This window comes from Micromonospora sp. NPDC007220 (assembly GCF_040634035.1).
GTDB classification, from domain to species: domain Bacteria; phylum Actinomycetota; class Actinomycetes; order Mycobacteriales; family Micromonosporaceae; genus Micromonospora; species Micromonospora reichwaldensis.
This window is the reverse complement of sequence record NZ_JBEYEU010000012.1, coordinates 108,026-122,552: the sequence shown is the minus strand read 5'-3', so window position 1 is coordinate 122,552 and position 14,527 is coordinate 108,026. Positions and strand designations below refer to the sequence as shown.

Annotated in this window: 11 protein-coding genes; all 11 read right to left on the bottom strand. The window is 72.1% G+C overall.

Annotated features, from left to right (window positions below):
- Positions 1–50: 50 nt before the first annotated feature.
- Positions 51–3,506, bottom strand: coding sequence for a discoidin domain-containing protein (locus ABZ573_RS21300; RefSeq protein ID WP_358120217.1), 3,456 nt, complete (start codon positions 3,504–3,506; stop codon positions 51–53).
- Positions 3,507–3,795: 289 nt separating this feature from the next.
- A complete protein-coding gene (locus tag ABZ573_RS21295; protein ID WP_358120214.1) occupies positions 3,796–4,851 on the bottom strand; it encodes an alcohol dehydrogenase catalytic domain-containing protein in 1,056 nt (351 codons plus the stop codon).
- Positions 4,838–5,551 (bottom strand): GntR family transcriptional regulator, encoded by a 714-nt coding sequence (locus ABZ573_RS21290; RefSeq protein ID WP_327028532.1) that lies wholly within the window; start codon positions 5,549–5,551, stop codon positions 4,838–4,840. Before ABZ573_RS21290 ends, ABZ573_RS21295 begins: the two co-directional genes overlap by 14 nt.
- 8 nt (positions 5,552–5,559) lie before the next feature.
- Positions 5,560–6,471: a 2-deoxy-5-keto-D-gluconate 6-phosphate aldolase domain-containing protein gene (locus tag ABZ573_RS21285; protein ID WP_327028531.1), complete on the bottom strand. Its 912-nt coding sequence runs from the start codon at positions 6,469–6,471 to the stop codon at positions 5,560–5,562.
- Positions 6,468–7,469, bottom strand: coding sequence for an alcohol dehydrogenase catalytic domain-containing protein (locus tag ABZ573_RS21280; protein WP_192581239.1), 1,002 nt, complete (start codon positions 7,467–7,469; stop codon positions 6,468–6,470). Before ABZ573_RS21280 ends, ABZ573_RS21285 begins: the two co-directional genes overlap by 4 nt.
- Positions 7,466–8,287 carry a carbohydrate ABC transporter permease gene (locus ABZ573_RS21275; protein ID WP_151452652.1) on the bottom strand — a complete coding sequence of 274 codons (822 nt, stop codon included), beginning with the start codon at positions 8,285–8,287 and terminating at the stop codon, positions 7,466–7,468. Before ABZ573_RS21275 ends, ABZ573_RS21280 begins: the two co-directional genes overlap by 4 nt.
- Positions 8,284–9,147, bottom strand: coding sequence for a sugar ABC transporter permease (locus ABZ573_RS21270; RefSeq protein ID WP_192581238.1), 864 nt, complete (start codon positions 9,145–9,147; stop codon positions 8,284–8,286). Before ABZ573_RS21270 ends, ABZ573_RS21275 begins: the two co-directional genes overlap by 4 nt.
- A gap of 97 nt (positions 9,148–9,244) precedes the next feature.
- Positions 9,245–10,540: a sugar ABC transporter substrate-binding protein gene (locus ABZ573_RS21265; protein WP_358120208.1), complete on the bottom strand. Its 1,296-nt coding sequence runs from the start codon at positions 10,538–10,540 to the stop codon at positions 9,245–9,247.
- 27 nt (positions 10,541–10,567) lie between these two features.
- Positions 10,568–11,674: a diphosphate--fructose-6-phosphate 1-phosphotransferase gene (locus ABZ573_RS21260; RefSeq protein ID WP_358120205.1), complete on the bottom strand. Its 1,107-nt coding sequence runs from the start codon at positions 11,672–11,674 to the stop codon at positions 10,568–10,570.
- Positions 11,675–11,679: 5 nt separating this feature from the next.
- The gene (locus ABZ573_RS21255) at positions 11,680–13,155 is read right to left on the bottom strand and encodes an aldehyde dehydrogenase family protein (RefSeq protein WP_358120202.1); all 1,476 of its coding nucleotides are present in this window, start codon (positions 13,153–13,155) and stop codon (positions 11,680–11,682) included.
- Positions 13,152–14,372, bottom strand: a complete 1,221-nt coding sequence (locus ABZ573_RS21250; protein WP_151452647.1) for a mandelate racemase/muconate lactonizing enzyme family protein — start codon at positions 14,370–14,372, stop codon at positions 13,152–13,154. Before ABZ573_RS21250 ends, ABZ573_RS21255 begins: the two co-directional genes overlap by 4 nt.
- Positions 14,373–14,527: the final 155 nt, after the last annotated feature.

Below are 14,527 nucleotides of genomic sequence, written 5' to 3'. Positions count from 1 at the left end.
CGGGCCGGGGGCGGGGCGACCCGCGCGGTCGCCCCGCCCCGGGCGTACGGTCAGCTCGTCGGCTCGACCCAGATGTTGCGGTAGTGGACGTTGAGGCCCGGGTCGCCGTGGTCCTGCAGCCGGATCGGCCCCACCGAGGGTCCCTCCGGGGCGCCGTTGCCCGTGGGCCCGTTGATCACCGCGTTGTCGTGGACGGTGACGCCGTTCCACACGACCGTGACCCGGGCGTTCTCCGTCTTCACCCCGGCGCTGTCGAAGCGGGCCGCCCGGAAGGTGACGTCGTAGGTCTGCCACGTCTCCGGCGCGCTGGCCGCGTTGACCGATGGCGCGATCTTTCCGTAGATGGCGCCGCCCTCGTCGTTGGCCGGGGTGGTGTCGCCGAAGGAGTCCAGGACCTGGAGCTCGTAGCGGTCCTGGAGGTAGATCCCGCTGTTGGCGCGGGCCTGACCGGTGACGTCCGGCGGGAGGTTGGGCAGCCAGAACTCGATGTGCAGCCGGAAGTCACCGAAAGCGCGCCGGCTGCGGATGTCGCCGCCGAGGACCTCCACGCCGCCCTTGGCCAGCGGCCACGTGGCCGGGGTGCCGTTGGTGCTCTCGAAGTTGTCGAGGTGGGACCCGTCGAGGAGCGTGACGCGGCCGGTGTCGCCTGCGGGGCCGTGGGCCTCGAACTCGTAGATCCGGGCCGCGTTGTCGGAGGTGCTGGTGGCCTTGGTGACGTTGAGTCGGACGTATCTGGCCTGGGTGGGGGAGATGTCGTGGGTGGTGGTGTTGGCCGTGTTGGCGGTGACGGTCGTCGTGGTCGTCCACGAGGTGCCGTTGGTGCTGGTCTGGATGGTGAAGTCGCGGGTGTTCCAGGCGGTGTTCTCGCCGCCGGCGCCGGCGTGTCGTACGACGAAGCGGTTCACGCTGCGGGTGGTGCCCAGGTCGACCTGGAGCCACTTGGTGGTGCCCGTCGAACACCACTTGTCACCGTTCCCGCCGGACACGCTGCCGTTCACGGCCCTGGCCGGGCCCTCGGTGGCCGAGCAGGAACTGTCGGCCGTCGCCGCCCTGCCCAGCGCGAGATTGCCGGTCGCGGTCTGCCCGCCGTAGGCCTCGAACTCGTAGATCCGGGCCGCGTTGTCGGAGGTGCTGGTGGCCTTGGTGACGTTGAGTCGGACGTATCTGGCCTGGGTGGGGGAGATGTCGTGGGTGGTGGTGTTGGCCGTGTTGGCGGTGACGGTCGTCGTGGTCGTCCACGAGGTGCCGTTGGTGCTGGTCTGGATGGTGAAGTCGCGGGTGTTCCAGGCGGTGTTCTCGCCGCCGGCGCCCGCGTGTCGTACGACGAAGCGGTTCAGGCTCTGGTTGGCACCCAGGTCGACCTGCATCCACTTGGTCGCGCCCGTCGAACACCACTTGTCGAGGTTGCCGCTGGTGGTCGTCCCGTTGACGGCCCTGGCCGGGCCCTCGGTGGGCGAGCACGAGCTGTCGGCGGTCGCCGCCCTGCCGAGCGCGAGGTTGACGGGCGGCTGCTGACCCGGGATGGCGTTGAGCGTGTACCACACCTCGGTGCTCCAGAGCGACTGGCCGTTGCTCGCCGAGAAGGGCCGGGGCGAGCGGACGTGCACCACCCGGCCAGCCTTGAGGCCGTTGATCGCCAACGTGACGGTCTTCCCGTCAGCCGACAGGGTGGCCGAGGAGACCGACAGCGTCTCTTCGTCGATCTTCGGCCCGCCGTACGCGGCCGTCGCCACGTAGCGCCACTGCTTGACCCGGTACTTGCTGGCCAGCGCGGCGGCGGTCGTCGCCGACAGGGGCTGGGTGTACTCGATCTCGAAGCCGTTGGGCAGGGCCCGCATCGCCCGCATGTCGAAGTTGTTGCCGCCGTTGGGGCTGATCTTCTGCAGGCCGTAGCTGAGCTTGCCCTCCTGCCCCCAGTTGCCGCCGCCGTGCAGGCCGCCGGTGTAGATGGCGCCGTCGGGCCCGACGGACACCTCGGACACCCCCGCCTCCAGGCCCTGGGTCATCCGGAACAGCGCGCCCTGGTACTCGCCGTTGACCTTCTCCAGGTACGCGCGCTGGAGCCCGCCGTAGGTCACGTCGCCGATGAGCATCTGCCCGGCGAACGGGCCCTGGTTGAGCATGACGGGGGTGCTCGGCGAGTTGCCGATCTCGTTCTGCGGCAGCCAGAGGACCGGCGGGGTGACCGGGTTGTTGTCGAACGGGCCGGCCGGGTTCATGTAGTGGTTGAAGAAGCGGCCCTGCTTGACGTGCACGAGCTTCGACGACGGCAGCCAGCCGCCCTGGTTGTCGGTGACGAAGATGTCGCCCTCCGGGCCCCAGCCGATGCCGTGCGGGGTGCGCAGGCCGCCGGCCACGTAGTCGATCGCGCCGGTGCTCCGGTTCACCCTGATGGTCGTGCCCCGGTTCGGGGCCGGCTGCGGGTCGGTCGTGGCGCCGCCATAGTTGATGGAGACCGAGAGGTTCAGGTAGAAGTAGCCGTCCCGGTACAGCAGGCCGAACCCGAACTCGTGGAAGTTGCTGCCGAACGGCCAGGTGGCCACGGTGCGGTACTGGTCGGTCACCCCGTCGCCGTTGGTGTCGTTGAGTTCGGTGAGCTTCGCCTTCTCCGAGACGTAGATCTTCCCGTCGACGATCTTGAGCCCCATCGGCTCCTGGAGCCCCGTGGCCACCCGTTGCCGGGTCACCTGGCCGGGGCTGGTGCTGCCGGTGACGTTGCCGAGGATCCAGACCTCGCCCACGGTGGTCAGGGAACCGCCCCAGGTGGCCACGGCCAGCCGGCCGTCGGGGAACCAGTCGAACCCGGTGACCTGCGGCTGGAAACCACTCGGGCGCAGGTCGGTCAGGGTGTAGTTCGGGTGCACCGACGTGAGCGGCAGCCCGTCGCCGGGGGAGTCGCCACTGGCCTCGCACTCCTTGCGGCCGGGCGCGGTCACCCGGACGACGCCGGCGTCGGTGCTCAGTGCCGAGTTGGGGACGGTCACGAACGTGCTGGAGCCCGGCGTACGCCACTGCAACGTGAGCTGCTGGCCGCCCGTACGCTCGAAGTGCTCGATGCGCAGGGAGTGGTATCCGGTGGTCAGGTCGACGGCGCCGTCCTTCGGTTCCGGGCCGTGCGCGCCGTCGTGGTCGACGATCAGCGTGTCGTCGATCAGCAGGCGGGAGCCGTCGTCGCTGATGAGCCGGAAGGTGTAGCTGCCGGCCTGGGTGATGTTGACGTTGCCGAGGACGTGGACCAGGAAGTGGTCCTCGATGCCGAAGTCGGCCGCGCTCGTCCAGTCGACCGTCGGCATGAGCTTGTCGACGTTCGGTGTCTGGCCGGCCTTCAGGGTGCAGAGGTTGTTGAGCGGCACCTGCAGGTCGAAGACGCGCAGGGTGACACCGGGTTCCTGCGGCGGCGGAGCCGCACCCGCGCTCGGCGGGGACAGCCACAGGCCGGCGAGGGCGACGACAACGGTGAAGGCGCTTGCGAGGGGCACGCGTGCTCGTCGGGACGATCCGAGCATTCTTCTCCTCCAGGGGAGCGGGACAACGACGTACGTCGTCGCGCGGCGCTCGGGCTCAGCGGCGGGCCCGGACATCGAACGGACATCGTTGTCATGTCCTGATGGTTGGCCTGGCACGCCGCTGCCTGGTGAAGGCAACACTATGATTCTTAAATCTAAATGTCTAGATGTTTGTGCGAGATCGTCTGAACTTTCGTCCGGACGGTCAAAAGTCGGCAACGCCGTGCGACGCCACCGGGGCCCGGCCCCGGTGGCGTCGCACGGGGTGGCCCCGCCCGCTCCCGCCCGGTTACCGGCGGGCGGCGTCGACGCCGTACGGGGCGACGAAGACCTTGTCGGCCTGGCCGACGGCCTGGGCCTCGAGCGCCTGCGAGACCTTCTCCAACGGGAAGAACGCCGGCCGCAGCCGGTCCAGACCGAGCGTCGGCAGCATGCCCACGGCGCGGTGATGGGTGTACGGGTTGATGACCGCCCCCACGATGGTCAGCTCACGCGCGAAGACCTCGTTGGGGCGTACCCGGGCCTCCTCGTCCGGCCGGGCGACACCGAAGACCAGGATCCGGCCGCCGCGGCTGGCCATGCCGATCGCGGACTCCAGCAGGCGCGCCGAGCCGACGGCGTCGACGACGTACGGGAAGCCCAGGCCGTCGGTCAGGGCCCGGGCCGCCGCCTCGCTGGCCGGGTCGGTCGGATCGAGGGCGGCGTCGGCTCCCATGCGCAGCGCGAGGTCGCGGCGGTCCGGGCGGGGATCCATGACGACGACGGGGGCGAGCCCCCGGGAGCGGGCCAGCGCCACCATCATCGCCCCCGCCGGGCCCGCGCCGTAGACGAGCACGGGCAGGCCGGAGCGGGGCGCGAGCTGGTCCATGCCGTGGATGCAGCACGCGAGCGGCTCGGTGAGGGCGCCGATCCACGGCGGGGTGTCCGGGGGCAGCCGGTAGGCGATCCGTGCCGGCACGACCATGCGTTCGGTCATCCCGCCGTCGAGCCGTACGCCGTAGCCCCGCTTGGCGTCGCAGAGGTGTTCCTGCCCCAGCCGGCAGTACGCGCAGGCGGTGCAGTAGTCGTGGGGCTCGACGGTCACGAGGTCGCCGGGCGCGAGCCGGTCGACCCCGGGGCCGACCTCCCGCACCCGTCCGCAGACCTCGTGGCCCAGCACGACCGGGCGGGCCGCCGGGAAGCTGCCGCCGACGATGTGGCCGTCCGTGCCGCAGACCCCGACGGCCAGGGGCTCGATGGCCACCTCGCCGGGGCCCGGGGCGCGCTCGGGCAGCTGCTCGACGCGTACGTCGCCCGGACCGTGGCACCGGACGGCGGCGATCGTGCGGGCTTCAGTAAGCGGCACGAAGCAGCTCCTTGAGTCGGCGGATGTGCGCCCGGGCGGCCTCACCCGCGGCGTCGGGGTCACCCGAGCAGAGCGCCTCGAAGATGGCCTGGTGGTCGGCGACGGCCTGGGCCATGCCGCCGGTGAGGCTGGTCGAGCGCATCGCGATCAGGACCCGACTCTGGACGCCGTCGAGCATCCGGGTCAGCACCGGGCTCTGCGCGGCCTGCCGGATCTCCCGGTGGAACGCGGCGTCGAGCTCGATGTGGCGGGCGAAGTCGCCGTCCGCCGCGACCTGCCGGTGCTCGGTGATCAGGGCGAGCAGGCGGCGGCGCAGCGCCGGGCTGTACCGCTGCGCCGCCAGCCGGGCCACCGCCCACTCCAGAGCCTCGCGGGCCTCGTAGAGGCTGACCAGCTCCTCGCCCTCGATGCGGGCGACGACCGCGCCGCGGTTGAGGGTCTCGCGTGCCAGTTCGTCCTGCACCAGGCGGATCACCGCGTCGCGCACGGGGCTGCGGCTCACCCGGAACTCCTCGGCCAACGCCGGGACGCTCAGCCGGGTGCCGGGCCGCAGCTCGCCGGAGATGATCCGGTCGCGCAGCGTCCGGTAGAGCAGCTCGCCGACCCGCTCACCGGTGTGCGGGTCCGCCTCCTGCGCGGGCGCGGTGGCGGGTGCCGGCAGCGTCGCGGCGGGGGGCCGGGGCGGGGAAGGTGGCGTCACTGGTGTCCTCACTCGTGCGGCTCGGGCCCGACCGGCACCGCGGCGAGGAACGCGGCGGCGAATCCGCGATAGTTCGCGGCGACCGCCGCCACCGCCTGAGGGCGGGCCAGGTCCCCGGCGAGCAGCCCGCGCAGCGCGTCCCACCAGATGCTACGCCCGATAGCGAAGCCGGTGAATCCGGCGGCGGCGGCGTCGGCGAGCCACCCCTCGACCCGCGCCGCCGGCGCGTTGGCGCCGAGCAGGATGCACTCGCCGCCGGCCTCGGCCGCGATCCGGGCCGCGGTGCGGTAGTGCTCCTGCCGGTCGAGGTGCTCCAGCTTCCAGACGTCCACCGGCACCTCCTCGAGCAGCTCGGTCATCGCGCGGTGCACCAGCGCGGGACGCAGTTCCCGCTCGAACCGTCCCGGGTCGCCGCCGACGGCGTCGAGCTGCGCGGGCGTGGGCGGCACGAGCAGCTCGAACAGGAAACGGCCACCGGTGTCGCGGACCGTCGTGGACACCTCGGCCAGCCGGGCACGTTGGACGCGATTGCCGTCGACGTCGCCCTCGACGTTGTAGCGGACCAGGACCTTGGGCAGCTCCGGTCCGTGGTGCTCCAGGTGGGACCTGAGGTCGGCCGGCTCGGTCTCGTAGATCTCGCAACCACCGCGTTCGAGCGGCATGCTCACGGTCACCCCGTTGGCGTGGGCCCGCTCGGCCACACCGGGGCCGAGCGTCGCGTCGACGAGGATGCCGGCGTGCGCGGCGAGCCTCGGCTCGTCCGCGAGCGCCGCGAGGAGACCCTCCACCACCATGTGCTTGCCGTCGGCGATCGCCGCGCGTTGGCCGCGCGTGGCGGTGCCGGTGTGGCCGTAGAGCGCCTGGGTGAGCCAGGGACGCTGGTCGACCGCGAGGATGAGCAGGTGCTGCGGCTGGTTCATGAGGCGTCCTCCGACACGATGCAGGGTTTGAAGTAGTCGCCGGCGACGAAGCGGGCGAAGGCGTCCGGCAGCTCGGCGAGGGTCACCGGCACCGTCAGCCGGTCCCGCAGCGCGGCGCCGTGGCCGCGCAGCAGGTCCCAGTTCGCCTCGACCTCGCTGGTGGGGAAGTAGAAGGAACGCACCGTGTAGCAGTCGGTGCGCCGCCAGCGGGGCGTCGCGGGCATCGTGTAGGGCTCGTCGGACTCGCCGAGGGCGATCACCGCGCCGCCGGGCGCGACCACCCGCTGCGCGGTCTCCCGGGCCGCCGCGGCGCCGCTGACCTCGACCACGAGGTCGTACTGGTTCTCCGCCGCCAGGTCGCCGGCGGCCCGGGCGCCCAGCTCGACGGCCGTGGCGAGGCGACCCTCGTGCGGGTCGAAGGCGTCCACCTCGCCGACGCCGAAGGCGCCCGCCACGGCGACGACCCCGAGGCCCAACGGGCCGGCGCCGATGACCAGCGCCCGGTCGACGCCGTCGGGCTGGGTGCGCTGCCACAGGCGTAGGGCGTGCGCGGCGGTGCCCACGGTGTCCAGACCGAGCACCGCCGTGTCCAGCGGCACGTCGTCGGGCACCGGCAGCAGGCAGCGGGCCGGCACGTCGACGTGCTCGGCGAACCCGCCGTCGCGCTGCCAGCCGATCAGCTCCCGCAGGTGCAGGCACTGGTTGGTGCGGCCGGCGGCGCAGCGCCGGCACGTACCGCAGAAGACCGGGATGTAGACGATGCCGCGGGTCCCGACGGGCACGGTGACGTCCGCGCCGACGTCGACCACGGTGCCGGCGATCTCGTGCCCCGGCACCACGGGTGAGCCCGACCGCAGCAGCCGCTTGTCCGAGCCGCAGAGGGCGCAGACGTCGACGCGTACGCGTACCTGCCCGTTCGCGACCGGGCCGAGCGTGGCCCGCTCGAAGTCGATCCGTCCGTCGCCCAGGAAGCGGGCACGGACACTGGTGGTCGTCACTTGACGGCACCTCCGGTGATTCCACGCACCAGCCACCGCTGCGCGAAGATCGTCAGCAGTAGGGCCGGCGCTGAGATGAGCGTGCTGGCGGCCATCAGACCGCCGAAGTCGTTCGATCCCTGGCCGATGAAGTTGAAGGCGATGACCGTCAGCGGCAGCGTCTGGTCGTTGGCGAGCGCCAGGGCGAACAGGAAGTAGTTCCAGGAGAAGACGAAGCTGAGCGTGAGTGCCACCGAGACGCCGGGCATGGCGAGCGGCAGCACCACCATGCGGAACCGCTGCCAGGTGGAGGCGCCGTCGATGAGCGTCGACTCCTCGATGCTGATCGGGATCTCCTCGAAGAACGGGATCAGCAGCCAGATGCACAGCGGCAGCGTGACGATCAAATGCGCCACGATGAGCAGGGCGTAGTTGAGCCCCGTGTTCGACGGGGCGTCGATCCGGATGGAGAGCACGAACAGCGGCAGCACGAACAGCACACCGGGTGCCATCCGGGCGAGCAACGTCACGAAGCCCAACGTGTTCAGTTGCCGCCGGACGATCACGTACGCGGCCGGTGCGCCAAGCACCAGGCCGAGCAGGGTGGAGCCGCCGGCCACGATGAAGCTGTTGACGATGTAGCGGCCGAACTCGAACCGCTCGAACAGGTTGGTGAAGTTCTCCAGCGTCAGTGGCGAGGCCACGTCGAACAGGGAGCCGGTGATGTCGACGTTGCGCCGCAGCGACGACCAGAGCATGAACAGCACCGGGCCGAAGAAGACCACGGCGAACAGGAAGTACGCGGTGTAGACGCCGACCAGCCGCTTGCCCGCGCTCATTTCGCGGCCCTCCTTCGGACCAGGGTGAAGACGGTGGCGATCAGTACGACGAGCACCAGCAGGGCGATCTGCAGGGCGGCGGCGTAGCTGGGCGCCTGGTTGATGAACGCCTCGTTGTAGCCGTACACGTTGAGGGTGTTCGTCGAGTCGACCGGCCCGCCCTGGGTCATGATGTAGATGGTGTCGAAGAAGCGGACCAGGTCGACGGTGCGCAGCAGCATCGCGACGATGAGCACCGGCCGCAGCAGGGGCAGACCGATGTTCCACGCGGTACGCCAGCCGCTCGCCCCGTCGATGGCCGCCGCCTCGAACGGCTCCTCCGGCAACGACCGGATGCCGGCGGAGATGATCAGCGCCATGAACGGCGTCCACTGCCAGATGTCCACGAGCGCGATGGACCAGGGCGCGATGGACGGGTCACCGAGCCAGACCACGGGGTCGATCCCGATGACGGCCAGCAGTTCGTTGGCCGCCCCCAGCGACGGATCCATGATCAGCAGCCAGAGCAGGCCGACCGCCACCGACGCGGTGATCGCCGGGATGAGCATCATGCCCTGGAAGACGCGCCGGCCGGGCACGTCCAGGCTCATCACGTAGCCGAGCGCGAGTCCCAGCACGGTCTCCACGGCGAGGCACACCACGAAGAGGAAGAGCGTGACCTTCAGGGAGTTGTAGAACGCCGGGTTGGCGAACATCTGGGCGTAGTTGTCGAACCCGAGGAAGCCCGTGTTCGTGCCGTCGGACTGCCGGTCGGTCACCGACAACCAGACGGTGTACGCGATCGGCAGCAGGACCAGCAGGGCGGTGACCACGGCGGCCGGCACCACGAAGGGCCAGATCCCCCGGGCGGTCGGATGCACCGTCCTTCTCGGCCGGCGCCCCGCCCCCCGCCCCGCCGTGCTGGCGGGGCGGGGGCCGGTCGGGCGTTTCGTCGTCGTGTCGGTGCTCATGAGGCTCCTACTCGCTGTTCTTCGCCAGCAGCGGGGTGAGGCCGTCCTGGATCTGCTTGGCCGCGTCCGCAGCGCTCGCCCGGCCGAGGATCACGGTGCCCACCGCGTCGCCGATGACCTTGCGCATCTCGGGGGCCGCGACACCCACCGGCCCGACCTCGGTGTCACCGTCGGTCTGCGCCTTCGTCAGCGCCGCGTTCCACTGCTTGAGCGTCTCGGTGTTGAGCGTGGCGGTGTAGGCGGGGTCCTGGCTGACCGAGGTGCGCGGCGGGGCGATGCCGGACTTGGTGAGCTCCAGCTGCGTCTTCGCGCTGGTGGCCCACTGCACGAACTTCCACGCCGCGTCCTTGTTCTTCGAGAACGAGGAGACCGACAGGCCCCAGGACAGCACGGTGGTCTTGGAACCGGCGGCGCCGGCCGGGAAGTCGAGGACGCCGATCTTGTCCGCGATCTTGGAGGTCTTGGGGTCGACGATGCTGCTGACCTCGTTGCTCGACTCCAGCTCCATGGCGGCGTTGCCGGCGGCGAACAGGGCCGAGGACTGGGTGAAGGTGTTGTTCACGACGCCGGGCGGGCCGTACTCGCGGGCCAGGGTGGCGTAGCGGTCGATCGCCTCGATCGCCTTGGGGTCGTCGAAGTTGGGCGTGCCGTCGGACTTGGTCCAGCTCACGCCCTGCGAGTGCAGGAACGGGCCGAAGGTAAACGGCAGCGCCGCGGACTGCCCGCGCAACGCGATCGGGGTGACGCTGCCGCCGGACTTCTGCTTGATCGTCTCGGCGGCGGTGGTCAGCTCGTCGAGCGTCTTCGGCGGCGTGACGCCGTACTTGTCGAACAGGTCGGTGCGGTAGTACAGCACCACGCCCTCGACGTTGATCGGCGCGGCGATCAGCTTGTCGTCCACGGTCATGCCGGCCCGTACGGCGGCCGGGAAGTCGTCGACGTCGTAGTCCGCCCCCGCCTTGCCGACGTGGTCGTCCAGCGGCTCGTAGTAGTTGGACTTGGCGAACTGGGGGCCCTCACGGGAGGGCAGCGTCATGAACACGTCCATCGAGGCACTGCGCGACTGGAGGTTGAGCTGCACCTTGTCGCGCATCTGCTGCTCGGCGAACGTCTGGACCTTCACCGTGACGCCCGACTCCTTCTCGAAGTCGTCGATCAACGGCTCGATCGCCCGCTGCCAGGGGTGGTTCGACATGATCAGGTTGATCTCGTTGGCGGAGCCGGCGGAGTCCGAGCCGCAGCCGGCGGTGAGTCCGCCGACCAGGGCCAGGGCGAGCGCCGCGCTCAGGTACCTGTGCCGCATGTGCCTGCCTTTCGATGGAGGGGTCACTCAGGCGATGAGAGGGGTGAGCCAGTCGTGGAAGTCGCCGAGGTCGGCGGGGTCGGTCGTGCGCCACGGCGCGGGTACCGGTCGGGTGTGGCCGGCCACCTGGGCCAGTGGCACCGGGTCGTACCCGGCGGCGTAGGGGTCGGTGCCGACGCGGTGCAGGCCGACCATGAGCCCGCTGCGCCCGTCCGCGAGCAGCCGCGCGGCGTGCCGTCCGGCCTCGGTCGCCTCCCGGCGATCGACGTCGCCGGCCAGGGCGCCGGCCGAGCGCTGCACCATGCCGAGGACCTCGCCGCGGGCGGCGACCCCGAGTTCGGCGGTTACCAGCGCGGCGAGCCGGCGGGACACCCCGCCCAGCAGGATCCGGGTGTGGTTGGCCGCCTCGAAGGGCTCGTCGGTCAGCTCGCGGGCGGCGCCCTCGCTGGTCACCACGAACGCGCGGCCGTGCGCGTGCAGGGCGTCGTCGACCTGGCGCAGGAAGTCCGCCCGGTCGAACGGCACCTCCGGCAGCAGGACGAGGTGCGGTGCGTGCGCCGGGTCCTCCCGGTGCCACGTCGCGGCCAGCGCCAGCCAGCCCACCGACCGGCCCAGGGTCTCCACGATGCGTACCGGCTCGATCGCCCGCATGGCCGCGTGGTCGCGGGCGAGGTCGGGCACGACCCGGGTCAGGTAGCGCGCGGCGGAGCCGAATCCGGGGCAGTGGTCGACGCCGACCAGGTCGTTGTCGACGGTCTTGGGGATGCCCGCGGTGCACAGGGGCAACCCGGCCTGCTCGGCGCGTTCGGTGAGGGCCCGCAGCAGCGCCATCGTGCCGTTGCCGCCGATCAGCGCGACCCCGTCGACGCGGTGCTCGGCGAGCGTCGCGACCGCCGCGTCGAGGTCGTCGCCGGTGACCGCCCGGCGGCCGGCGCCGAGCCAGGACCCGCCGCGGTGGGTCCAGGCGGGCGGGACGTCGGCGAGGGCGACCGGGGTGAGCCGGCCGTCGACGAGACCGTCGGGGCCCCCGCGCAGGGCGAGGACCTCGTGTCCCTCGGCGCCCTCCAGGAAGCCGCGCAGGCTCGCGTTGACGACGGCGGTCGGCGCGCCGGTCTGGCCGATGAGCAGGCGCATGACGCTCAGGCCCCCACCGGGCGGGAGGCGACGCTGAGGTGGGTCTGGAACGCCTCCAGGCCCGGCCGGCCGCCCTCGTAGCCGACGCCCGAGTCACCGAGCCCGCCGAACGGCACCCACGGCGTGTTCGGCGTGCCCGTGTTGATCCCGACGATGCCGGCGCGCAGCCGGTCGGCGACCGCCCGCGCGGCGTCCAGGTCGGTGCCGCACACGTAGCCGGCGAGCCCGTAGCCCGTGGCGTGGTGCACCGCCAACGCCGCGTCGAGGTCGTCGTAGACGTGCACCGGCGCGACCGGTCCGAAGATCTCACCGGTCATGGCGCGGCTGTCCACGGGCGCGTCGAGCAGCACCGTCGGGGCGGCGTAGTGCCCGGCGGACGGTGCCGCGCCGTGCGGCGCGACGGCACGGGCGCCCCGGGCGACGGCCTCGTCGACCAGGGCGGCCATGCGCGCCGGGTCACCGGCCGGGGCGAGCGGGCCGATGTCGGTGCCGGGGTCCCGGGGGTCGCCGACGCGCAGGGCGCGGGTGGCCTCGACGAACGCCTCGACGAACTCCCCGGCCACCTCCCGGGCGACCAGGATCTGGTTGGCCGCGATGCAGGACTGGCCGTTGTTGCGGTACTTGGCGACCATCAGGGTCTGCGCCGCGGCCTGCGGGTCGGCGTCCGGGAGGACGACGAACGGCGCGCAGCCGCCTAACTCCATCACCGTACGCAGGAACCGCGGCGCCGCCTCGGTGGCCACCAGGCGACCTACCCGGGTCGAACCGGTGAACGAGACCGCCCGCACCGCCGGCGCCGCGAGCCACGGGGAGACGACGTCGGCCGGGGTGCCGAGGACGGTGCCGAGCGCCCCGTCGGGCAGGTGCCGCTCGCACACCGCGGCGAGCACCATCGACGACAGCGGAGCCAGCTCCGAGGGCTTGAACAGCACCGGGCAGCCCGCGGCGAGTGCCGGTGCGATCTTCCGGGCGGGGATGGAGACCGGGAAGTTCCACGGGGTGAGTACGGCCGCGACCCCGACCGGCCGGGCGGCGACCCGGTGCTCGTGCTGTGGCACCACCGTCAGCCGTTGCTCCTCCTGCCGCTCGACGAGGTCGGCCATGACCCGGAAGTAGGTCACGGTCAGCCCCAGCTCGGCGGTGGACTCGGCGAGCCGCTTGCCGGTCTCCCGGGTGATCAGCCCGGCCCAGTCCGGGCGGGTCGCCAGGGCCTCGATGTCGTCGGCGATGGCCCGCAGGGCCGCGGCGCGCTCCGCCACCGGGGTGGCCGCCCAGGTCGGCAGCGCGGCGGTGGCTGCGGCGAGCGCGCGGGCGGCGTCGGCCGAGCCGCCGGTGCTGACCTCGGCGAAGGCCGTCCCGGTGGACGGGTCGACGACGGGCAGGGTGGGCGCCCCCGTGACGGCGCCCGGGACCGCCCGGCCGCCGATGCGCACCGCGCTCGGGGTTGCCAGGACCTCGTCGACGATCGGGGAATCGGTCACGACAGCTGCTCCTCGTACGGCTCGAGCTGGTCCGGATCGAGGTCGATACCGAGACCGGGGCGGTTGGGCACGGTGACCGTGCCGTGGGCGGTCAGGAACTCGTCGGCGGCTTGGCGCAGCGGGTTGGACCGGACGTCCCACTCGACGAGGGACGTCGCCGGGCTGCTGGCGGCCACCTGCACGGTCGCGGCGGTCGCGATCGCGCCGTTGTACAGATGCGGGTTGACGGTCTTGCCGGCGGCCTCGGCGGCCCGGAGCACCGTCAGGTACTCGCTGATCCCACCGACCTTGGTGAGGTCCGGTTGCACGATGGTGACCCCGCTGCCCCGCAGGTACGGGGTGAAGGCCGCGGCGCCGTAGAGGTTCTCGCCGGTGGCCAGGGGCATGCCGGTGCGGGTGCCGAGTTCGTCGAGTTCCTCCGGCCGGTCGCCGGCGAGCGGCTCCTCGACCCAGGCGACACCCAGGTCGGCCAGCGCCGGCAGCATCCGCAGCGCCTCGGGCAACGACCACGCCTGGTTGGCGTCGGCGAAGATCTGCGCCCCGTCGCCGAGGACGCGCCGCGTGGTGCGGACGTTGTCCAGGTCCCGGTCCCGGCCGAAGCCGACCTTGACCTTCACGGCGGTCAGCCCGAGCGCCCCGCAGTGCGCCGCGGTCTCGGCGACCCCGGCGGGGCCGAGGCTGGAGCCGTAGACGGGCAGTTCGGTGCGGGGGTGCGTGGTGAGCAGCGACGCCAGGCTCCGCCCCGCGTGCCGGGCGGCCAGGTCCCACAGCGCGATGTCGACCGCGCTCACCGCCTGGTGGATCGGGCCGGGCGCACCCCACTGGCGGCCCAGCGGACCCAGCTTCGCCATCAGCGCCCGCTGCGCGTCGGCGGGGTCGGCCGGCCGCGTGCCGAGCAGCAGTGGCGTCACGCCCTCCCTGATCGTGGCGATGCGCTCGCGCCAGGCCCAGGACGGGTAGTTGGCCCAGCTCTCGCCGACGCCGATCGAACCGTCGGCCAGCTCGACCTCGACCAGCACCATCACCCGGTGGGTCAGGGGGGCGAAGGACATCGCGATCTGCTCGGCGGGCCGGGCGCGGAACACCCGGCACCGCACGTCGGCGACGGGGACGTCGGGCAGCCGCACGGCGCCCACCGAGGGGCCGGCCTTTCCGGCCGCGGGGGCGGCCTGGTCGACCACGTCCGGGGCGTGCTGCAGATCTCCGCTGAGTCCCATGAGGCCTCTCTCACACTTGTGAAGAACTGCATGCAGTTCTAGCCGGCGTTCATCCGCCCGTCAAGGGCTGGAAACAAACTGGGTCGTCCCGGTGACCGGCGGTGGCGGGCGAAAAAGGACGACGCGCCCCGCAACGGGACGTGTCGCCGCGGTGG